Below are 21,038 nucleotides of genomic sequence, written 5' to 3' on the forward strand. Positions count from 1 at the left end.
AAGGCCTCCGGATGATGCAACTCACTTTCGTGACAGGCAGGGCGTCTCCGGATGCCCTGCCATGTGAGTGTGGCGACGCACATGCCTGCGGCGTGCTCCGGCCTGTCCGGAGCCCACCATCCCGGTGACGGCCGCAGGTCCCCCTGTGCGTTTTTCCCCGTGCCCGGATGGCTCAAAAGTTACGGGCAATCGTGGTCAACTTCTTCACGTCAGACGGCAAGTTCAGTTTCATCAAGGTCGGCACGCAACTGGTGGTGCTCTCGGCCCTCGTGCTGGGGCTCGTTGCCTTTGTGGGCAGCAATAAGACAGTCACCCTGAACGTCGACGGGAAGGTCAGCTCCGTCCAGACATTCGGCGGCACCGTCGAGCAGGTGGTGAAGAGCGCGAATGTGGAGCTGCACCCGGCCGACCGCGTGTCTCCGGCGTTGGACTCCCGTGTTGCGAACGGCTCCGTCATCAACGTGAACATGGCGAAGGCCGTGAAGGTCAGCCTGGACGGTGCAGAGAAGACCGTGAGCACCACGGCTCAGGACGTGGCGGGACTTGTGACCCAGCTCGGTGTTGCCAGCGCCTCGGAGCTCTCCGTGCCGAAGAACGCGCAGCTGGCCGTGGACGGTTCGTTCGTGGCCATCTCGACGCCGAAGACCGTCAGCATCATCGCCGACGGCAAGGCCAAGAAAACCACCACCACAGCCGCCAGCGTCGGTGAGGTCCTCAAGGATGCCGGAATCCGGCTCGCCGCCGCGGACCGGACGTCTCAGCCGGCACACGCCCCGGTGGTCAACAACATGGTGATCAAGGTGTCCCGCGTTGTTGGCAAGACCACCACCGTCACCGAAAAGGTCGCGTTCCAGACGCTCACCGCGGACAGCGACACCCTCCCCAAGGGTAAGGAGAAGGTCACCCAGGCCGGTGTGCCGGGTGAGACCACCCTCACCTATAAGCTCGTCCTGGTCGACGGCCGTGAGGCTTCCAGGACGCTGGTTTCCAAGACCACCACCCGCGAGCCGGTGACCGAAAAGATCACGGTCGGCACCAAGGAAGAGCCCAAGCCCGCTCCCGCCGCCGCCGAGGCCGAGACCGAGGCCGAAAGCGGGAACACCGGGGCAGCGGCCCCGGCCATGATGAACGTGGCCATGTGGGACAAGATCGCCCAGTGTGAATCGGGCGGCAACTGGTCCACCAACAGCGGCAACGGCTACTACGGCGGCCTGCAGTTCGACGTCCAGACCTGGATCGGCTCCGGCGGAGGCGCCTACGCCCCGAACGCCAGCCAGGCTACAAAGGCAGAGCAGATTGACATCGCCAACCATGTCTATGCCGAACGCGGCCTTCAGCCGTGGGGCTGCGGCTGGGCAGCCAGCAGCTAGCGCCGGCGGCAACAGCCACTGGCGCAGGTAAACCCTCGCCGCCGCGGCAGCTGACCACAGCCGCGGCGCCCGCCAAGGCCGGGTCCGGAACCTCCGGGCCCGGCCTTCGCCGTCCCCTCATAGCAATGACGTCCCCGGCCAGCAGCGAGCCCCGCCCAATACTGAACTGCGGGATAGGATACCTAGGTGACTGACCCGATCCCCTCCGCCTCCGGCACTGCGCCCGCTCCTCTGTTCGGTGCCTCCGATATCCGCAGGCTGGCCGGGGAGATCGGCGTCCGCCCCACCAAAACACTTGGCCAGAACTTCGTCATCGACGGCAACACCATCCGCAGGATCGTGGCCGCCGCCGGCATCGGACCCGACGAGACGGTCCTCGAAATCGGACCCGGGCTGGGGTCGCTGACGCTGGGGCTCCTCGACGCCGCCAAGGCGGTGGTCGCCGTCGAAATTGACCCAGTCCTGGCCGCGAAGCTGCCGGAGACCATCCGGCAATGGCGGCCCGACTCAACCGGTGACTTCCACCTGGTCCTCGCCGATGCCATGAAGGTGACCGAACTGCCGGCCGAGCCCGCAGCGCTCGTCGCCAACCTGCCGTACAACGTCGCAGTGCCGGTGGTGCTCCACCTGCTGCAGCACTTCCCGTCAATCCGCCACGGACTCGTCATGGTCCAGGACGAAGTGGCTGACCGGCTGGCTGCTGAACCCGGATCCAAGATCTACGGCGTGCCCTCGGTCAAGGCGGCCTGGTACAGCAGCATGCGCAAGGCCGGCGTCATCGGCATGAACGTGTTCTGGCCCGCCCCCAAGATCCAGTCCGGGCTCGTGGCCTTCACCCGGCGCGAGCCCCCGGCCACCACCGCCAGCCGCAAGGAGGTCTTCGCCGTCATTGATGCTGCGTTCGCGCAGCGCCGCAAGACACTCCGTGCAGCCCTGGCCGGGTGGGCCGGCAGTGCCACCGAAGCGGAACGCTGCCTGGTTGCGGCCGGGGTCGACCCCACCGCACGGGGCGAAGTGATCGACATCGCCGCGTTCGCGAGGATCGCCGAAGCCCGCGCGGCCGCGGACGCCTGATGGCCGTCCAGGGCGTGCGGGGGCGCTTTGCGGCAAGGACCGTCCGGGTCAAGGCTCCGGGCAAAGTAAACGTCTCGCTGGACGTCGGGCCGCTGCGGCCGGATGGCTACCACTCCGTGGCCAGCGTCTACCTTGCTGTGTCGCTGTACGAGGAAGTTGCGGCCACCAGCACAACATCCGATGGCATTACCGTCAGCATCAGCCCGGACAGCACGCTGGACCTCGACGGGGTGGACATTCCGCTCGACGAGCGGAACCTCGCCTACAAGGCAGCCGCCATCATGGCCGATGTGTCGGAACACTCCACCGGGGTGCATCTTGAAATCACCAAGCGGGTGCCCGTGGCCGGCGGCATGGGCGGCGGCTCCGCGGATGCTGCCGCCACGCTCCTGGCCTGTGACGCGCTGTGGAACAGCGGCCTGTCCCGGGACGAACTCGCCCACCTCGCCGCCGAGCTCGGGGCCGATGTTCCCTTCGCCCTGCTGGGCGGCACCGCCGTAGGGCTGGGCGTGGGCGATGAGCTGTCTCCCGCCCTGGCAAAGGCCCAGATGGACTGGGTCCTTGTCACCGCGGAGTTCGGGCTGTCCACTCCGGAAGTATTCCGGACGCTGGACCGGCTCCGCGAGGCCGAGGGCGTGGACGGCGACGAGCCCACGGCTGTGGACCCCAAAATCCTGCAGGCCCTGCGCAGCGGCGACGCCGATGCCCTGAGCCGGGTGCTGGTCAACGACCTCCAGCGCGCGTCCATCGAACTCGCCCCCGGGCTCCGGGACACACTGGGACTGGGCGAGTCCTGCGGGGCCATTGCCGGGATCGTTTCCGGCTCCGGGCCCACCGTGGCCCTGCTGGCGCACAATCCCGAAGCGGCGGAGAACCTGGCCGGGGAGCTGCAGCACAAAGGGCTCAACGCACTGGCCGTCCACGGCCCCGTGCCCGGCGCGCGCATCATCTCCGATACGCTCCTTTAATACCTTCCAACCAACACCTCAGAAAGCAGTTCCCCGTGGCACACCTGCTCGGCGGCGAGAACCTCACAGTCTCGTACGCAACCCGCACCGTTCTTGACGGCATCACCCTTGGACTCGAAGAGGGTGACCGGATCGGCATGGTGGGCAGGAACGGCGACGGCAAGTCAACGCTGATGCGGCTGCTGGCGCTGCGGTCCACCCCCGATTCCGGCCGGGTCACCAAGCGCGGGGACGTCAACATCGGCTACCTGGACCAAAGCGACGTCCTCGACGCCGACCTGACGGTGGGCGCCGCGATCGTCGGCGACCAGGCGGACTACGAATGGGCCCGCAATCCGCAGATCCGCGAGATCATGGGCGGACTGGTGTCCGACGTCGACTGGCACGCCAATGTGCACGCACTCTCCGGCGGCCAGAAACGGCGCGTGGCCCTGGCAAAGCTGCTGATCGAAGACCACGACGTGATCATGCTCGACGAGCCCACCAACCACCTCGACGTCGAAGGCGTTGCCTGGCTGTCCCGCCACCTGAAGACCCGCTGGCGGGCCAACCAGGGCGCGTTCCTGGTGGTTACCCACGACCGCTGGTTCCTCGACGAAGTCTGCAACAAAACCTGGGAAATCCACGACGGGATCATGGACCCCTTCGAAGGCGGCTACGCCGCCTACGTCCTGGCCCGTGCCGAACGTGACCGCGCCGCGTCTGTGGTGGAAGGCAAGCGCCAGCAGCTCGTCAAGAAGGAACTCGCCTGGCTGCGACGCGGCGCCCCCGCCCGCACTGCAAAGCCCAAGTTCCGCATCGAGGCAGCCAATGCCCTGATCGCCGACGTTCCGGCGCCGCGCGACTCGATGGCGCTGAGCAAGATGGCCACGGCGCGCCAGGGCAAGGACGTGCTCGACCTCGAGCACGTTTCCCTGGACCTCCTGGGTAGTGCCGATAGGCAGGACCGAGCACAGAAGCTCTTCGACAACATCACCCTTCGCCTCGCACCGGGCGAGCGGCTGGGGCTGGTCGGCGTCAACGGTGCCGGCAAGACCACGCTCCTGAAGCTCCTCAACGGCGAAATCCAGCCCACCTCCGGCAAGGTCAAGCGCGGCAAGACGGTGGTCACCGCCGTACTGACCCAGGAGGTCAAGGAGCTCGACGACGTCAAGGACCTGCGCGTCATCGAAGTGATCGAGCGCGAAAAGCGGTCCTTCAACGTTGGCGGCAAGGAATTCAGCGCCGGTCAGCTCGTGGAACAGCTTGGCTTCACCAACGAGAAGCAGTGGACCCCGGTCAGGGACCTCTCTGGTGGCGAACGCCGCCGGCTCCAGCTGCTGCGCCTCCTGGTGGGCGAGCCCAACGTGCTCATGCTCGACGAACCCACCAACGACCTCGACACGGACACCCTGGCCGCCGTCGAAGACGTCCTGGACGGCTGGCCGGGCACGCTCGTTGTAGTCAGCCACGACCGCTACCTGCTGGAGCGCGTCACCGACCACCAGATGGCATTGCTGGGCGACGGCAAGATCCGCGCCCTGCCCCGCGGCGTGGACCAGTACCTCGAACTGCGCGAAGGTGCAATGGCTGGCTCCACCATCACCGGCGGCGGCAACCCCGTCATGGGCGCCAGCGGCAGCTCGGCACCGGCCGTCGCAGGCCCGTCTGGCCCTTCGGAAGCCGAGAAGCGCGACGCCCGCAAGGCCAAAAACCGAATCGACCGCCAGCTGGGCAAGCTGACGCAGCAGGAAGAGAAGATCCACGCCCAGATGGTCAAGAGCACGGCCGACAACGACTTCGACGCCATGGCCGAGCAGAACAAGAAGCTGAAGACCCTGGCCGAAGAACGCGAAGCCCTGGAACTCGAGTGGCTCGAGGCCCTGGAAGTCCTCGGCGAATAACCGGTTCCGGGTTTTTGTGCAGATATCGGGCGCTAAAGGCCTCGGAAGTCCCATTATCTGGACAAGAACTACACCGCGGAGGAGAGCCGGACTAAGCCTCGCTGCGGAGTTCCGGGTCCTTCTTGAGTCCGGTCAGCCCGTTCCAGGCGAGGTTGACGAGGTGCGCGGCGACGTCCCGTTTGTCGGGCTGGCGGGCGTCCTGCCACCACTGGCCCGTCATCGCCACCATGCCCACGAGCATCTGCGCGTACATGGCGCCGTCGGCTGCGCTGAACCCGCGGCGGGCGAATTCGTCTGACAGGATGTGTTCAACACGCGCGGTCACGTGGGAGAGCAGCGTGGAGAAGGCGCCTTCGGGCTGGGACGGGGGAGCGTCCCGCATGAGGATGCGGAAGCCGTCGGTGCGTTCCTCGATGTAGGTGAGGAGGGCCAGGGCGGCGCGCTCCACGAGGACCCTCGGCTTGGCTTCCTGGGTGAGGGCGTCATTGATGGCGGCGAGCAGGATCCGGAACTCGTACTCGACGACCTGCGTGTACAGGCCTTCCTTCGAGCCGAAGTGCTCGTAAATCACGGGCTTGGAAACGCCGGCGGCAGCCGCAATCTCCTCGATGGTGGTGCCGTCCAGCCCCCGCACCGCGAAAAGGGCCCGCCCTACTTCGATGAGCTGGGACCGCCGCTGGGGTCCTGTCATCCGCGACCGGGGGATGCGCCCCGCGGCTGCGTCGGGCCTTGCTGGCAGGTTCCCCGGACCGTCAGTTGTCCCTGTGCTGTTGCTCACCGTCCAATCATGCCTTACGTCAAGCGGCGGGCAGGGGTGGCGGCGGGTCCCGGCGCGGTGCCCGCGCCGGCGCCGGCGCACCCGAAGCGCCGAGTCGCACGAGCGTCAACGTTCGTGGCAGAATTGGTTCTCGTGCCCAGGCTAGCGCCGGGCACGGTCCGCTCTGGTGTAATGGCAGCACCCCGGCCTTTGGAGCCGTGGAGTATAGGTTCGAATCCTATGGGCGGAACAGCTGCATCAGAGGTGTCCAGTAGGATGAACCCTGTTGCCGGTTCCGGGCACAGGCCCGGACACCGCCGCGCAGGCAGCCGCGGATGCAGTACAGCGCAACCGAGCAAGGAGAGCCCGTACGTGAGCCCCGACAAGTCCGGCCCAGCCGCCGTTATCGTCCTAGCTGCAGGTGCCGGTACCCGGATGAAATCCCGTACCCCCAAGATCCTCCACGAAATCGGCGGCCGCTCCATGGTGGGCCACGCCCTGCTCGCCGCCCGCAGCATCAGCCCCGAACGCCTGGCCCTCGTGGTCCGGCACGAGCGCGACCGCGTCGCCGCCCACCTCACCGAACTCGATCCTGACGCCCTGATCGTGGATCAGGACGAGGTTCCCGGCACCGGACGCGCCGTCGAAGTAGCCCTCGAAGCCCTGGACGCCAAGGAGCCGGTGGCGGGGACCGTCGTGGTCACCTACGGCGATGTCCCGCTGCTCACCGGTGAAATGCTTGCCGAACTCGTGTCCACCCACCAGCGCGAGGGCAACGCGGTCACCGTTCTCACCGCGATCCTGGACGACGCCACCGGCTACGGCCGCATTCTCCGCGGCGAAGACGGCACGGTAACCGGCATCCGCGAGCACAAGGACGCCACCGACGCCGAGCGTGCGATCCGCGAGATCAACTCCGGCATCTACGCCTTTGACGCCGCTGTCCTCCGGGACGCCCTCGGCCACGTCACCACCGACAACTCTCAGGGCGAAAAGTACCTGACCGATGTCCTCGGGCTGGCCCGCGAGGCGGGCGGCCGCGTGGCCGCCGTCGTCACCGCCGACCGCTGGCAGGTGGAAGGCGCCAATGACCGCGTCCAGCTCGCTGCCCTCGGCGCGGAGCACAACCGCCGGATCGTGGAAGCCTGGATGCGCGCCGGTGTCACTGTCGTTGACCCCGCCACCACCTGGATCGACTCCACGGTTACCCTGGCGGAGGACGTCCGGATCCTGCCCAACACCCAGCTGCACGGCGCCACCACGGTGGCGCGGGACGCCGTCGTCGGCCCCGACTCCACGCTGACGGATGTCAGCATAGGCGAGGGCGCCAAGGTGACCCGGACCCACGGATCAGGCGCGGAGATCGGCCCGGGTGCAAGCGTTGGCCCCTTCACTTACCTGCGCCCCGGAACGGTCCTGGGCGAGACAGGCAAGATCGGCGCCTTCTACGAAACCAAGAACGTCAGGATCGGCCGCGGCTCCAAACTGTCCCACCTGGGCTACGCCGGTGACGCCGAGATCGGCGAGGACACCAACATCGGCTGCGGCAACATCACCGCGAACTACGACGGCGAGAAGAAGCACCGCACGGTGATCGGCTCGGGCGTGCGCACCGGCTCCAACACAGTATTCGTCGCTCCGGTCACGGTGGGGGACGGTGCCTACAGCGGCGCCGGAGCCGTGATCCGCAAGGACGTGCCCGCCGGTGCCCTGGCGCTGTCCATGGCAGCACAGCGCAACGCCGAGGGCTGGGTCGCGGCCAACCGTCCCGGCTCGCTCTCCGCGGAACTGGCAGAAGCCGCCGCCGCCCGCGAGGGCCGCAATGAGACCTCAAATTCCCCCGCATCTACAGAAGAGGGCTAGCAACCATGACCGAAATTACGGCTCACGGCGAGAAGAAACTGGTGCTCGCCGCAGGGCGTGCACACCCGGAGCTTGCCCGGGAGATCGCCAAGGAGCTGGGCACGGAACTGCTGCCTGTGGACGCCTACGACTTCGCCAACGGCGAGATCTACGTCCGCGCCGGGGAGAGCGTCCGCGGAACCGATGCCTTCGTCATCCAGGCGCACCCTGCGCCGCTGAACAACTGGCTCATGGAACAGCTGATCATGATTGATTCGCTGAAGCGTGCCTCCGCCAAGCGGATTACTGTCGTTTCGCCGTTCTACCCGTACTCACGCCAGGACAAGAAGGGCCGTGGCCGCGAGCCGATCTCCGCCCGCCTCGTGGCCGACATGTACAAGACGGCCGGCGCCGACCGGATCATGAGCGTGGACCTGCACACCTCGCAGATCCAAGGCTTCTTCGACGGCCCGGTGGACCACCTCATGGCCATCCCGCTGCTGGCGGACTACATCCGCACGCGCGTCAGCGCCGACAACATCACCGTGGTCTCGCCGGACACCGGGCGCGTGCGCGTGGCCGAGCAGTGGGCGGAGCGCCTCGGCGGCGCTCCGCTGGCGTTCGTCCACAAGAGCCGCGACCTGACCGTGCCCAACCAGGCCGTGTCCAAGACCGTGGTGGGCCAGATCGAGGGCCGCACCTGCGTGCTGATCGACGACATGATCGACACCGGCGGAACCATCTCCGGCGCCGTGCAGGTGCTCAAGAACGCCGGGGCCAAGGACGTTATCATCGCGGCCACGCACGCGGTGTTCTCCGACCCCGCCGCCCGGCGCCTCTCCGAGTCCGGTGCCCGCGAAGTGGTGGTCACGAACACGCTGCCCATCCCCTCCGACAAGCGCTTCCCGGAGCTCACCGTCCTGTCCATCGCGCCGCTCATCGCCCGGGCCATCCGGGAAGTGTTCGACGACGGTTCGGTCACCAGCCTGTTCGACGGCAACGCCTAAGCAGTTTATTGCTTGAGCTTGCCGGTGGTTTCGACAAGCTCAACCAGCGGTGCCCGGCGCGTTTTCAGTAAACGGGCCGGGCACTGGTAAGATTTTCCCGATACCTTGGCGAGGGAGAGCACCGGAAATCCGCATGCGCGGAGCACCGGTCTGCTGGTCTCCGTTATCGACTGGGTCTGAATCACCCTTCTGGTAGGGCCGCCTTCGGGCCGCCCGGCGTTGAAGGTCACTCCAGACCTCCGCCCTTGCTGAAACAATAATTCCTACCAGGAGATTCATATGTCTGAGCAGAAGCTCGCAGCAGAAGCCCGCACCGAATTCGGCAAGGGCTTCGCCCGCCGCGCCCGCATGGCCGGTCAGATCCCCGCCGTGATCTACGGCCACGGCGCAGAGCCCATCCACATCACACTCCCCGCCAAGGCCACCACCCTGGCTGTGCGCACCGCGAACGCCCTGCTGTCCCTCGACCTCAACGGCGAAGGTCACCTGGCCCTGGTCAAGGACATCCAGCGCGACCCCATCAAGCAGATCATCGAGCACATCGACCTCCTGACCGTCCGGCAGGGCGAGAAGGTCACCGTTGACGTCGCCGTGCACGCTGTGGGCGAAACCGCTCCGGGCACCGTGCACAACCTGGAACTCACCGTCGTTTCCCTCGAGGCCGAGGCAACCCACCTGCCCGAGTCCGTCGAGGTCAACATCGAAGGCCGCGCCGCCGGCGAGCACATCCACGCCTCCGACCTCGTGCTCCCCAAGGGTGCCGTCCTGCTGACCGATGCCGAGGCCCTGGTGGTCAACATCTCCGAGGCCGCTGCAACGGCTGAAGAGGGCGAAGCCGAGGAAGCCGCCGCAGAAGCGGCTCCGGCCGAAGCCGCTGCCGCCGAGTAATTCGAGCACAACCTTCCCGCGCCACACAGGGCGCGGACCGGTGGCCGGGTCCTTTTCGGGCCCGGCCACTGCCGTCCCTGCGCCGCTTGTGCGCGAAACCCCCGCCTTAGGATTGATTCATGACTGACACCTGGCTGATCGTAGGCCTCGGCAACCCCGGACCCGAGTACAGCGGCAACCGGCACAACGTCGGCCAGATGGTGCTGGACGGGCTGGCCGGGCGCATTGGCGGGAAGTTCAAGGCGCACAAGGCCAGGGCCCTCGTCCTGGAAGGCCGGCTGGGTATCGGCGGTCCCCGGGTGGTGCTGGCGAAGCCTGGCACGTACATGAACGTCTCCGGCGGCCCGGTGTCAGCGCTTGCCAGGTTTTACGACGTCGAGCCGTCCCGGGTGGTGGCCGTCCATGACGAGATCGACATCCCCTTCAATACTGTGAAGCTGAAGATCGGCGGCGGCGAGGGAGGGCACAACGGTCTCCGCGACATCTCCAAGGCCCTCGCCACCAAGGACTACCTCCGCGTCCGGGTGGGAGTCGGCCGGCCGCCGGGCCGGATGGACACCGCCGACTACGTGCTCCGGGATTTCGGCACTGCGGAAAGGAAGGAACTGCCCTTCCTGCTCGATGACGCCGCCGACGCCGTCGAGCTCCTGATCAGGGAGGGCCTGACGGCCGCGCAGCAGCAGTTCCACACCGCCAAGGTCTAGCGGCCTCCGCATCGGTTTTTCCTCCGCACCGCACAAACCCTCAAGGTCGCATCAAGGTCTGCGAAATGTGCACGCAGTGCCCTGTATCCCCGCAAAGTAACGGGGTAGTCTACTTTCTAAGCGGGGGAGGCGATGGGGCCTTTATCCTGCCGGGCGGGTGTAAGGAAAAGTTCATGTCAATTGAGCCACTGAGCTGGGGACGTGGGTCTTCGGCGGGCGTGCTTGCCGGACCGGCGGGCGTCGCGGGCGGAACGGACCTCCAACGATGGTCGGTTCCGGCGCGCAGCGCAGACCTTGAAGCCATCCGCACTGCCCTGACAGATCCCGAGTCCCTGGGCGTTGTTATCACCGGTGCCCGCGGTGTGGGGAAGTCCTCGCTCGCGCGCACCGCCGTGGCCGAGCTTGGTCCCGACGCCTGGGCGCTTCAGCTGCGCAGCCCCCTGACCGGCTCACAAACCTCGTACGGCTGCCTCGCCTTCCTCCTGGCCAGGCTTCCGCAGTCGGCGCTGGCTTCCCCTACCGCCATCCTCCAGGGCATCACCTCCCTGATCCGGTCCGACGCCGCCGGCCGGGATTGCGTCATCACCCTGGACACAACCGGCCCGATCGATGACATGAGCGCCGGCGTCATCCTGAACATCATGCTGACGCACACTGCCCGCGTCATTGCCATCGCCCCCAGCACCAGCGACCTTCCGGCGGACTTCCACTGGCTGCTCACCGACCGGCGGCTGACCGAAGTGCGGCTGGACAACCTCAATGAACTGCAGACCCGGCAGGTGCTGCTGACGCTGCTGGGCCACCGGGTCTCGGCCTCGCTCGTGAGCACCTACCACGCCATCGTGGGCGGCAATCCGCTCCTGCTCAAGGCGCTCGTCACCGAGCAGCGGCAGTCGGGAAACCTCGTCCTGTCGGATTCCGTCTGGACCCTGCGGGACAAGGTGGTGCTCGACGGCGCCACCGGGCTGGATGACATCGTCCGGTCCCGCTGGTCCCGGGAAGAGCCGGAAACCCGCGAGGTCATCGAGATGCTTGCCTGTGCGCGGCGTGTCCCTCTGGCAAGGCTGACCGAAGTTTACGGCACCGCCACCGTGGCCGACATGGAGGACGCAGGGCTGCTCACGGTCGGCGTTACTGGGGACCGCTGGGTCTCCCTGCGGGAGCAGTACCTTGGGGACGTGGTGCGCTCCTGGCTGAGCATCTCCCGCCGCCGTGAACTCCGGACCCTGTTGCTGGGCAGCCACGAGCCCGAGGTGTCCGCGCTCAGCATGGAGGAGCGGATAGAGTTCGCCGCCTGGACCAGGGAATGCCAGGCCGAACTCAGCCCTGCCATGGCGGTGGCGGCGGCGGAGGCGGCGGTGCAGCTGTTTGACCCCCGGTTCGCGATCTCCTGCGTTGAAGGCATCAAGAAGACCGACTCTGTCTGGGTGGAAGCACAGCTGTACAAGGCAACCGCCTACCTGCTGCTTGACCTGCCGCTGCAGGCCATGGCCGCGCTGGAGGACATTTCCCGGGTACAGCTGGACGCGCTCGACGAGCAGGCCTTTGCCCGCGTGGTGGCAGCCAAGATCCGGGTCATGGTCTGGCTGCCGGAGCTGTGTGACAAGGTGCCGGATGAGCTGGCAGCTGCCCGCAAGCGGCTGAACGTTGCCACTGGTGTGGCGTCGAGCTGGCCCGATCCGCTTGGCACGGCAGCCAACGTCATAACCCTCGCCGAATTCGAATACAAATCGTTCATTGGCGACTACGCCTCCATGGTTGGGGAGCTGGAGGAGGCTGCCGACTCCGCGGTCAACAAGGATCCGGGCCTGAGGATCCAAGCGGCGCTGATCCTGATGCAAGCCTTGTCGGCGGTGGGCCGGGAAATGGACGCCCTCCAACTGATGCGTCGCGTGGGAGGACAGCTCTCGGACGCGGAGCCGCTGACTGGACTGCGGGAGCGGTTCGCGATGACGGCGTTCAACGTGCTGCTGCAGGCCGGCCAGTGGAAGCGGTGCCTGGAACTCGTTGGCCCGCCCAAGGGACAGGAGGAGCGCCGGCTGGCCTACCGGACGTCTGCCACGGAACTGGCCGCCGGCATCGCCTACGTTTTCTCCGGCCGCGGTGCGGTGGCCCTGGATTCGCTGCTGTCCGCCGTCGCCCAGCTTGAGCTCCGCCCCGTGTTGAACATGCTGCAGGCCGCCTACGCCGCCACGGCCTTCGCCTACGCCCAGATCGGCAACGCCGGGCAGGCGCACAAGTACCTCGACAAGCTCCGCGGAGTGCGCGGGCACTGCAACTTCGGCACCGTGTTCATCACCGAGTTCTGCGCGGACATGGCCGGACGTTGGCTGGGGGACAACGAGGCCGTGAAGCGCCTGCTCGAGGCAGCACACCGCGATATTGATGCCGGCCGGTACACGCTGGCGGGCATCAGCCTGCTCGGCGCGACCGTGAACGGGACCGATGAGGACTTCCGCCTGATGGAGGAGGTGGCGGGCCACCGCCAAGGGACCCTCGCCGAGATCTCACGCCTCATCGCCGTGGGCACCCGCACCAAGGACGCCAAGGTCCTGTTGGAAGGCGCCCACCTGTGCGCGGAACTGGAACTCGACGCCGTCGAGGCCCGGTGCGTTGCGCTGGCCGTCGACTTTGCCCGCCACTCCGGCGATTCCGCCTCCGCCCGTGTTGCCCAGGCCCGTCTGGACACCCTCACCGCCACGGTGCCCAGCCTCCCGATCGTTCCCAGCAGCGGAAGCCCGCTCCTTACCGCGCGCGAACGCCAGATCTCCCGGCTGGCCGGAAGGGGCGTCTCCAACCGGGACATCGCCCTGGAGATGGGCGTATCAGTCCGAACGGTGGAGGGCCACCTCTACCAGGTCTTCACCAAGCTCGGCGTGACATCCAGGGGTGATCTGCCTGGCCTCGTTTAGCAGCTCTTCAGCACACAGCGCTTCGTCCAACTCTTCGTCCCACGGCGTCGCGTCCAATGGCCGCGGCGCCAAACCGGAATCCGAACTCCGGCAGCTGACCGGCCGCCGTGAGGCGATAGAGCATGTCTGCACCGTCATCCGCAGCCGGGCCAGCCAGGCGGTCTACCTGATGGCGGGCCCCGGCGTCGGAAAGACGTCCGTGACTGACGCCGTGCGGGAGAAATTGGCCGCAGAGATGACCGTGCTCCGCATCCACGGCAGCTCCTCGCTGGCCAAGGTCCCTTACGGTGTGCTGGCACCGTACACCTCCGGCCTCGCCCCCGAGGAAGCCGACTCCCCGGTAGCGGTGCTACGGGCCGTCTGGGCCCACTTCCAGGAGCTGAAGGGAATCAGCGACCCCAACGGCGGCACCGACGCCCCGGTACTCCTGGTGGTGGACGACGCCCACCACCTCGATGACGCCACTGCCAGCATGGTGGTGGACATGACCTCGGCCGGCTGGGCGACCGTGCTGGCAGCCGGGCGGCCGCGGCCGGGGCTGCCCCAGGCCCTGAACCAGCTCTGGTACGACGGCCTCGCCGAACGCATCGATCTCAGGCCGCTCAACGGCGAGCAGGTCAGGGAGGTAGTGGAACACACCCTCCAGGGGACTGTTCCCGTCAGCACCGTCCAGTCGCTGTGGTCTGCTTCGGGCGGCAACCCGCAGCTCCTCGGCTGCCTGCTGAGTGACGCAACAGCCGCCGGAACCCTGGTCCAGCGGAACGGAATCTGGGTGCTGCTCGGACCGTTGCCCGCCGACGGACCCAGGCTTTCGGATCTCGTGGTGAAGGATCTCCTCCGCAGAACGCCGGAAGAGCAGGATGCGCTCAAGGTAATCGCCTTGGCCGAGCCGGTACCCAGGGGCCTGGTAGAGGACGTCTGCGGTGCCGGCGTCGTGCGTGCCCTGCTGGACAACCAGGTGGTGAGCGAATCGGCCGCGATGCATACCGAGCTGCGGCTCACCCATGCCATCCTGGGGGAATCAACGCGGCGCCAGGTGTCCGTCTCGCGGAGCCTGCAGCTGCGGCAGAAGCTTGATGCCTATCTGGATCCCGCCGCCGCCAGTGCGGAAGGCAGGCTGCGGCTGGTCGAATGGTCGCTGGAATGCGGCATGGAGGTGCCCGACCGGGACCTGCTGGACGCCGGGCTGCTGGCTGCGACGACGTTCAACAATGCCGGCGCCCGGCTCATGGCCGGTCATGTGCAGGCACCGGAGCTGCAGGCCCGTGCGCTCTCAATCACCGCCCGGGCCAACTTCAACGAAGGCAAGTACCGCGAGGCTGCCGAACTCCTTGACGGCTGCTGGCTCGATCTGGCGGGGGACCCGGAAGCTCCGCAGGTCCTCATGCTCAGGGCGTCATCCCACATGGCGCTGGGCAAGTCCGTGCCGTCGCTCAGGGCTGAATCACGCCACCAACTGGAGGCGGCCGGGATAGCCCCGGACGATGCCTGGCAGGACAGGATCCACGGACTGCTGGAGATGGCGGCCGCCGGGGATCACGAAGGCATTAGCGCTGTCATCACGGCTCTGGGGACCACGGATCCGGACACGGCGTCCGGCGTCGAGGCGACGCAGCACGCCGTGGCGCAGGCCCTTTTTGCACAGACGCTGGTCGCCGCCGGCAAGTCACACCAGGCCCACGCCGCCGCGGCGGCCGCCGGCCCTTTCCTGCCCGCGCTCAGCGGCGGCCTGTATTTCTTCAACGAGTTTGTCCTGACCCGGCTGGCAATCAGCACCCTTGCTGCCGGCAACTGGGAGTCGGCTGAACATGAGCTGTCCGGGTATCCGGCGGAGCGGACGGAGGGTGCGTCGACCTTCGGCGGCGGGATCCAGGCACTGCGCGGCCTGGGTCTGCTGCGGCAGGGGCAGCTGGAACGCGCCTACCAGGTCCTCCTTCCTGCGGTTGAGGCGCTTCGGGTCAACGACCCGCTGCAGGAGTTCAGATTCGGCTCGTCGCTTGCCTTCTACGCCGCAGCACGGCTGGGCGATGCCGCCCAGGCGAAGCGGCTCGAACAGGACTTCATCTCGGCCAGGCATGCCAGCGGACCCGGCTGCGACGCCGTCGCGGAGGCCTACGCGGCCGCCGCGGCTGAACACCTCGACCGGAAGGGCAGCGGCCTGGACCGGCTCCGTGAGCTCGCGGCGTCCGAGTCCGTTACGGACCATCCCGGGACCAGGATGGAGTGCCTCATCCTTTGCTCGGATCTTGGCGAGCGGTCGCTGACGGAGGAGCTTGCCGCGCTGGCCGCCACCGTCGAGGGCCGGTGGGCAGCCGGCTGGCGGCAGCTGGCCCAGGCCTGGGCCTCGGAGGACGCCGACGTCCTCACGGACACAGCCGCCGCCCTGGAGGAAGCGGGCCTGCTGAACCTGGCGCGCGAGGCATACGCCCGGGCCGGCGCGCTGCTGGATGCCGCGGGGGAGCGGCGCCGCGCCCGCCAGGCAATCGCGCACCGGGAAAAATGCGACCAGGAGCTCGGCGAGCGGTTCCGGGAAAGCCCGTTTGTCGCCTCCGTCCCCAGCGTCCACCTGACCCGCCGCGAGCGGGACATCGTGGAGCTGGCGGTTCAGGGCCTCTCCGACCGCGAGATCGCCCAGCACCTGATGGTGTCCGTTCGGACCGTCGAGGGGCACCTGTACCGCAGCTACGTCAAACTCGGAGTCCGCCGGCGCGACGAGCTCGCGCTCGCCCTGCCGAAGAAGTAGCGCTCCCCAGGCTGATTTTTTTCTGGCCCCCTGAGGGCAAATTCCGCGCGCTTGCGCGCCGGACATCGCTACCTGCGGGAACCAGTAGTTAAGTACTCAGAAAAACGAGTACCTGATACTGGTGCCGCGGGCGCCAGTACGCGATTAACTAATAGTGGCAGCGGAAGCCGGGCTGATCTCCCCTCCGAAGCTGCCACCAGATTCTCCAGGTCTCGCACCAGATTTCCGGCCCCAGGGTCCGGGTAAGGCGGGGCCGGCGACGTCAGAGCCTTCTGAGACCGAGGCTCTCCCCCCAGCCGTCGCCGGCCCTTTCAAGTAGTAAGTCCAGAACAAGCAATATCCGACGGCATGAAAAGGGCGGCCCGCAGCGACGGGGGCCGCCCTTAGCCTGTGCCGGGTCCGGCAGGCCGCTCCTGCCATGCTGCTGCGGATGCTGGAGCCCATGCTGCGGCCCATGCTGCTGCCAATGGTGCTGTGGGACAATTGAGAGGTACCTCAAGGCACCCAAGGAGTCCCATTGGCCGTAGTATCAACGCCAACCACGCTGACGCGTGCCCTTTCTGCGATGGACAATGCCGAGGTCCTGCGGATCCGCAACGACTTTCCGGTGCTGAACCAGACGGTCAACGGCCGCCCGCTCATCTACCTGGACTCCGGCGCCACCTCGCAGAATCCGCTGAGCGTGATCGAGGCCGAGCAGGAATTCTACGAGCAGCGGAACGCTGCCGTGCACCGCGGTGCCCACCACCTTGCCGTGGAGGCCACGGAGGTGTTCGAGGACGCCCGGCAGACCGTGGCCGACTTTGTTGGTGCGGCCTATGAGGAGATCGTCTGGACCTCCAACGCCACCGAGGGCCTGAACGTCATCAGCTATGCGCTGTCCAACGCCTCGCTGTGGGTAGCCCAGGGACGCGGCGACTCCCGGCTGCGGGATCTGGCACTGGGGCCCGGCGATGAAATCGTGGTCACCGAAATGGAGCACCACGCAAACCTGATTCCCTGGCAGGAACTGGCTTACCGGACGGGTGCCACGCTGCGCCACATCCCGCTGGACGACGCCGGGGTGCTGCGGATGGATGAGGCCGCGGAAATCGTGGGCGAGCGAACCAAACTGCTGGCGTTCACCCACGCCTCGAACGTGCTGGGCACCATCAACCCGGTCAGCGACCTGGTGGCCCTTGCCCGGCGGGCAGGCGCCCTGGTGGTGCTGGATGCGTGCCAGTCGGCACCGCACCTTGCCCTGGACGTCAAGCAGCTGGACGTCGACTTCGCCGTTTTTTCCGGCCACAAGATGCTGGGGCCAACCGGCGTCGGCGTGCTGTACGGCAAGCAGGAGCTCCTGGACGTGCTGCCGCCGGTCCTGACCGGTGGTTCCATGATCACCACCGTGACCATGGAACGCGCCGAGTACCTCCCCGCGCCGCAGCGGTTCGAAGCCGGCACCCAGAAAATTTCGCAGGCGGTGGCCCTTGCCGCCGCGGTCAACTATCTGACCGAAACCGGCATCGACCGGGTGCACCGCTGGGAGTCCGAGCTCGGCCAACGGATGGTGGCAGGCCTGGAAGCCATCGACGGCGTCCGCGTGCTGGGTCCGGCCGCCGGCCAGGACCGTATCGGCCTGGCGGCCTTTGACGTTGCCGGTGTCCACGCGCACGACGTCGGCCAGTTCCTTGACGCGCGGGGCATCGCGGTCCGCGTGGGCCACCATTGCGCGCAGCCGCTGCACCGGCGGCTGGGCCTGACGGCCACCACCCGGGCCAGCGCCTACTTGTACAACACCACCGACGACGTGGACGAATTCCTGGACGCAGTGTCCGGAGTCCGCGCCTACTTCCGGGCCTAGCCCCAAAAGACTAGCCCCGATCCCCGACGACAGGTACCTGAGCATGAGCCTCGACCAGCTTTACCAGCAGATCATCCTGGACCACTCCAAGGCCCGGCACGGCAGCGGATTGGCCGCCACGGCTGCGCCGGACGGCGCGTCCACCGGCCAGTCACACCAACTCAATCCCGTGTGCGGCGACGAGGTCACCCTGCGCGTGGCCGTGGACCACGGCACGGTGACTCAGCTGGCGTGGGACGGGGCGGGCTGCTCGATCTCCATGGCGTCCGCCTCCGTGCTGAGCGAGATGGCCGAGGGCATGACCGTAGACGAACTCCGCTCGGTGATCGGTAACTTCCGGGACGTCCTGCGGTCCCGGGGCAAGATCCCGGCCGACCCGGAAATCCTGGGCGACGCAGCAGCCTTTGAAGGCGTGGCCCGCTACGCCGCGAGGGTGAAATGCGCCATGATCTCCTGGGTTGCGGCCGAGGATGCCCTGAACCAGGCAGCCTGACAGCGACTCTTTAGGAGTTCTGATCGGACCCGGCTGTCCGTGTGTCCGCTGGTTGGGCTTGTCGAAACCCGGTTACGACAAGCTCAACCAGCGGGCCCATCCCGTGCCCAAAAGCCCGCGCCGTCAGCTGACGAGCGCCGCGATTCCGATGGCGGCCGTCGCGGCACCCAGCACCATGGACACCGTCACCAGGACCACATGAACGGTGAGGAACTTCGTGGCCTTGCCAGCGGCGTCCCGGGCCCGGGGGTCCTTCATGACGCGGCGCAGGAACTGCGGCCACACCAGCAGGGACCACACGCCCGAAACGATCAGGACCAGGGCAAGGAAGGCGGGGACGTCCACGAAACTAGTGGCTCTCGAGCCAGGCCTGGGCCTGCTGCGACTGGATGTTCAGTGCCTTGCCCACCATGGGCTCGGCCGCGTCGGCAATCTTGCCGCCCAGAAACGGCACGGAAGACGTGACGTTGCCAACAAGCTCAACCCGCGTGCTGCCGCCGTCCGCCACGAGACGCTGCACTGCGGCCACGTCGATCGGCGCGCCGGCGATTTTCAGGGAGATGGTGCTCTGGCGCGAACCGTCGGCTGCCGGGGCGTCCCAATTTTCCACCTGGGTCACCTTCAGGCTTTCGCCGACGAACTTGCGGGCGATTTCGGGCAGGCGCGTCGTGGGGAGGGTGCGCACCGACGTGGTGCTGAATTCCCCGGCGATGTCGCCCGCCACGGTGAAGGACTCAAGGGTGCCGCCGACGTATTCGCTGGTGTGGCGCTGGAAGTCCTCGTTCGCGAAGACTGCGGTGACGCTGTCGACGCCGTGGGGAAGGGTGGTGGATGCACTCAGTGCCATTGATCCTCCGTCGTTGTGGGGTCAGAACGCTTTTAGCTCACCACATCCTACGGGGTTGGCCGCGCTTCCCCGGCACCGGTACGTCGGGCATCGGGCTCTGCGACGCCGGTTTTCTCCTCGGCGGACAGCCTCCGGGCCGCCGCGGTAATGTTGCGGGACATGGCCGGGAAGATGATGCTGTGGAACGGAAGAACGGCCAGCCAGTAGAGCCGCCCGCTGAGTCCCCTGGGGAAGAAAATCGCCCGCTGGCGGTAGAGGCTTCCCGTGCCGTCGGGCTCCACGCAGAGCTCCAGCCAGGCGCGTCCGGGCGCGCGCATTTCTGCCCGCAGGCGGAGCAGGCGGCCGCGCTCGATCCGTTCCACGCGCCACCAGTCCACCACCTCACCGGCCACCAGATGGTGCGGATGCCGCCGGCCGCGGAGCAGGCCCGCTCCGCCCGAGAGCTTGTCCAGCCAGCCCCGGACGCTCCACGCCAGCGGGAGCGAGTACCAGCCGTTGCGGCCGCCGATCCCCTCAATGATCGTCCACACGTGCCCGCCGTCCACATCGCTGGCAAAGGTCCGCTCGTCGACATACACCCGGTGCCCGGCCCAGCCCGGGTCGCTCGGCAGCGGGTCGGCATCCGCTCCGGCGTTGGCCCAGGTGGTTTCCACCTGGCCGTCGCGTTCCTTGCCGAGCGCCAGGGCCACGGCCCTGCGGTAGCCGGTGAGGCCGCCGTCGGGCTGTTTGATGTAGGTGTCGATGTCATGTTCGGCCGAGACGGCATCGTGCTGCAGCGACTGGACCAGCGGCACGGACATGGACAGCGGAATCGGGGTTACCAGGGCAACCCACAGTCCGGCCAGCCTGGGTGCCGGCACTGGAAGTGCCAGGACCGGCCGCGGCGGCAGGCCTGCCTCGGCCGCGTATTCCTTCATCATGCCGGCATACGTCAGGACATCCCGGCAGCCGATGTCGAAGGTGCGGTTGAGGGGTTCCGCCAGAGCGCCAGCTCCAACGAGGTAGTAGAGCACGTCTCGCACGGCTATGGCTTCGATCCGGTTGCGGACCCAACTCGGCGCCGGCATGAGGGGCAGGGTTTCGGCGAGGTGGCGGATCATTTCGAACGACGCCGAGCCGGAGCCGATGACCACCCCCGCCTGGAACACGATGGCGTCCACCGGACCGGAGAGAAATACCTCGCCCACCGCCTCGCGGGAGCGCATGTGCGTTGACAGTGCTATGTTGCGCGGGTGGAGGCCGCCCAGGTAGACAATCCGCCGGACGGAGGCGCTTGCTGCGGCACCCGCCACAATCTCGGCCATAGCCTTTTCCTTGGCCTCGAAACCGGAGCCCGCCGCCATGGAATGGACCAGGTAATACAGCACGTCCACGCCCTGCAGGGCTTCCTCCAGCGCCGCGGAGTCGTCGAGGCTGCTGCGGACCACCTCGACGTCGTCGAACCACGGCACGCCGGCGATTTTCTCCGGGGACCGGACCAGCACCCTGACGCGGTGGCCGGCGTCCAGCAGCCGGGGGACCAGCCGTCCGCCGATGTATCCAGTGGCGCCGGTGACAAGCACTGTCCGGGCCTCGGCCCGGGAGTCGGGGCTGTTTCCGCTGCTGTCATTTCCGGTCTGGTCGCTCACGGGAGTCTCCTTGGGGGCGGCGGCATGCCTGTGCTGGACGTCAGGATGTGCTGAACTTCACCTGCTCAGCAAGCTTAGC

Annotated in this window: 16 protein-coding genes and 1 tRNA gene; 13 read left to right on the forward strand and 4 right to left on the reverse strand. The window is 67.4% G+C overall.

From position 1 onward, the window contains the following. Positions 1 to 167 precede the first annotated feature (167 nt). From G9E11_RS14085 to G9E11_RS14100, 4 genes are all read left to right on the forward strand, one after another. Positions 168 to 1,370, forward strand: coding sequence for a resuscitation-promoting factor (locus tag G9E11_RS14085; RefSeq protein WP_194718165.1), 1,203 nt, complete (start codon positions 168 to 170; stop codon positions 1,368 to 1,370). 186 nt (positions 1,371 to 1,556) lie between these two features. Beyond that, positions 1,557 to 2,444 carry a 16S rRNA (adenine(1518)-N(6)/adenine(1519)-N(6))-dimethyltransferase RsmA gene (rsmA, locus tag G9E11_RS14090; RefSeq protein ID WP_190606704.1) on the forward strand — a complete coding sequence of 296 codons (888 nt, stop codon included), beginning with the start codon at positions 1,557 to 1,559 and terminating at the stop codon, positions 2,442 to 2,444. Then, entirely contained in the window at positions 2,444 to 3,412 is a 969-nt protein-coding gene (locus G9E11_RS14095) for a 4-(cytidine 5'-diphospho)-2-C-methyl-D-erythritol kinase (protein ID WP_190606707.1), read from the forward strand. Before rsmA ends, G9E11_RS14095 begins: the two co-directional genes overlap by 1 nt. 35 nt (positions 3,413 to 3,447) lie before the next feature. Next, a complete protein-coding gene (locus G9E11_RS14100) occupies positions 3,448 to 5,295 on the forward strand; it encodes an ABC-F family ATP-binding cassette domain-containing protein (RefSeq protein ID WP_190606709.1) in 1,848 nt (615 codons plus the stop codon). Positions 5,296 to 5,386: 91 nt separating this feature from the next. On the opposite strand, the gene G9E11_RS14105 is transcribed toward G9E11_RS14100, so the two are convergent. Next, a complete protein-coding gene (locus tag G9E11_RS14105) occupies positions 5,387 to 5,986 on the reverse strand; it encodes a TetR/AcrR family transcriptional regulator (RefSeq protein WP_111904503.1) in 600 nt (199 codons plus the stop codon). Between the two features lie 244 nt (positions 5,987 to 6,230). Between G9E11_RS14105 and G9E11_RS14110 the strand changes: the two genes are divergently transcribed. From G9E11_RS14110 to sufU, 9 genes are all read left to right on the forward strand, one after another. Then, positions 6,231 to 6,302, forward strand: a tRNA-Gln gene (locus G9E11_RS14110). A gap of 122 nt (positions 6,303 to 6,424) precedes the next feature. After that, a complete protein-coding gene (gene glmU / locus G9E11_RS14115) occupies positions 6,425 to 7,915 on the forward strand; it encodes a bifunctional UDP-N-acetylglucosamine diphosphorylase/glucosamine-1-phosphate N-acetyltransferase GlmU (protein WP_190606712.1) in 1,491 nt (496 codons plus the stop codon). Positions 7,916 to 7,920: 5 nt separating this feature from the next. Then, the gene (locus G9E11_RS14120) at positions 7,921 to 8,901 is read left to right on the forward strand and encodes a ribose-phosphate diphosphokinase (RefSeq protein WP_190606714.1); all 981 of its coding nucleotides are present in this window, start codon (positions 7,921 to 7,923) and stop codon (positions 8,899 to 8,901) included. A 279-nt stretch (positions 8,902 to 9,180) separates the two neighbouring features. Beyond that, a complete protein-coding gene (locus tag G9E11_RS14125; RefSeq protein ID WP_190606717.1) occupies positions 9,181 to 9,789 on the forward strand; it encodes a 50S ribosomal protein L25/general stress protein Ctc in 609 nt (202 codons plus the stop codon). Positions 9,790 to 9,908: 119 nt separating this feature from the next. Continuing rightward, the gene (pth, locus tag G9E11_RS14130) at positions 9,909 to 10,493 is read left to right on the forward strand and encodes an aminoacyl-tRNA hydrolase (protein WP_190606719.1); all 585 of its coding nucleotides are present in this window, start codon (positions 9,909 to 9,911) and stop codon (positions 10,491 to 10,493) included. A 173-nt stretch (positions 10,494 to 10,666) separates the two neighbouring features. Continuing rightward, a complete protein-coding gene (locus G9E11_RS14135; RefSeq protein WP_190606721.1) occupies positions 10,667 to 13,405 on the forward strand; it encodes a helix-turn-helix transcriptional regulator in 2,739 nt (912 codons plus the stop codon). Beyond that, positions 13,383 to 16,148 carry a LuxR C-terminal-related transcriptional regulator gene (locus G9E11_RS14140; protein ID WP_190606723.1) on the forward strand — a complete coding sequence of 922 codons (2,766 nt, stop codon included), beginning with the start codon at positions 13,383 to 13,385 and terminating at the stop codon, positions 16,146 to 16,148. Before G9E11_RS14135 ends, G9E11_RS14140 begins: the two co-directional genes overlap by 23 nt. 517 nt (positions 16,149 to 16,665) lie before the next feature. Further along, positions 16,666 to 17,991, forward strand: a complete 1,326-nt coding sequence (locus tag G9E11_RS14145; protein WP_190606725.1) for a SufS family cysteine desulfurase — start codon at positions 16,666 to 16,668, stop codon at positions 17,989 to 17,991. 43 nt (positions 17,992 to 18,034) lie between these two features. Further along, complete coding sequence (sufU, locus tag G9E11_RS14150; protein WP_111904511.1) at positions 18,035 to 18,484, forward strand: Fe-S cluster assembly sulfur transfer protein SufU; 450 nt, start codon at positions 18,035 to 18,037, stop codon at positions 18,482 to 18,484. A gap of 123 nt (positions 18,485 to 18,607) precedes the next feature. Here the strand turns inward: sufU and G9E11_RS14155 are convergent, their stop codons facing one another. From G9E11_RS14155 to G9E11_RS14165, 3 genes are read right to left on the reverse strand one after another with little or no spacing between them, the layout of a single operon-like run. Then, entirely contained in the window at positions 18,608 to 18,829 is a 222-nt protein-coding gene (locus G9E11_RS14155) for an SCO4848 family membrane protein (RefSeq protein WP_190606727.1), read from the reverse strand. 4 nt (positions 18,830 to 18,833) lie between these two features. Then, positions 18,834 to 19,331, reverse strand: a complete 498-nt coding sequence (locus G9E11_RS14160; protein ID WP_190606731.1) for a DUF2505 domain-containing protein — start codon at positions 19,329 to 19,331, stop codon at positions 18,834 to 18,836. 47 nt (positions 19,332 to 19,378) lie between these two features. Then, on the reverse strand, positions 19,379 to 20,959 hold the full coding sequence (locus tag G9E11_RS14165; protein WP_190606733.1) for an SDR family oxidoreductase: 1,581 nt from the start codon (positions 20,957 to 20,959) through the stop codon (positions 19,379 to 19,381). Between the last annotated feature and the right edge of the window lie 79 nt (positions 20,960 to 21,038).

This window comes from Arthrobacter ipis (genome assembly GCF_014694315.1).
Classification (GTDB): domain Bacteria; phylum Actinomycetota; class Actinomycetes; order Actinomycetales; family Micrococcaceae; genus Arthrobacter; species Arthrobacter ipis.

Excerpts from the sequence above, each read along its gene's own strand:
- G9E11_RS14095 (WP_190606707.1), top strand. The coding sequence starts at position 2,444 with ATGGCCGTCCAGGGCGTGCGGGGGCGCTTTGCGGCAAGGACCGTCCGG.
- G9E11_RS14125 (WP_190606717.1), top strand. The coding sequence starts at position 9,181 with ATGTCTGAGCAGAAGCTCGCAGCAGAAGCCCGCACCGAATTCGGCAAG.
- pth (WP_190606719.1), top strand. The coding sequence starts at position 9,909 with ATGACTGACACCTGGCTGATCGTAGGCCTCGGCAACCCCGGACCCGAG.
- G9E11_RS14135 (WP_190606721.1), top strand. The coding sequence starts at position 10,667 with ATGTCAATTGAGCCACTGAGCTGGGGACGTGGGTCTTCGGCGGGCGTG.
- G9E11_RS14160 (WP_190606731.1), bottom strand. The coding sequence starts at position 19,331 with ATGGCACTGAGTGCATCCACCACCCTTCCCCACGGCGTCGACAGCGTC.
- sufU (WP_111904511.1), top strand. The coding sequence starts at position 18,035 with ATGAGCCTCGACCAGCTTTACCAGCAGATCATCCTGGACCACTCCAAG.
- G9E11_RS14085 (WP_194718165.1), top strand. The coding sequence starts at position 168 with ATGGCTCAAAAGTTACGGGCAATCGTGGTCAACTTCTTCACGTCAGAC.
- G9E11_RS14120 (WP_190606714.1), top strand. The coding sequence starts at position 7,921 with ATGACCGAAATTACGGCTCACGGCGAGAAGAAACTGGTGCTCGCCGCA.
- G9E11_RS14105 (WP_111904503.1), bottom strand. The coding sequence starts at position 5,986 with ATGACAGGACCCCAGCGGCGGTCCCAGCTCATCGAAGTAGGGCGGGCC.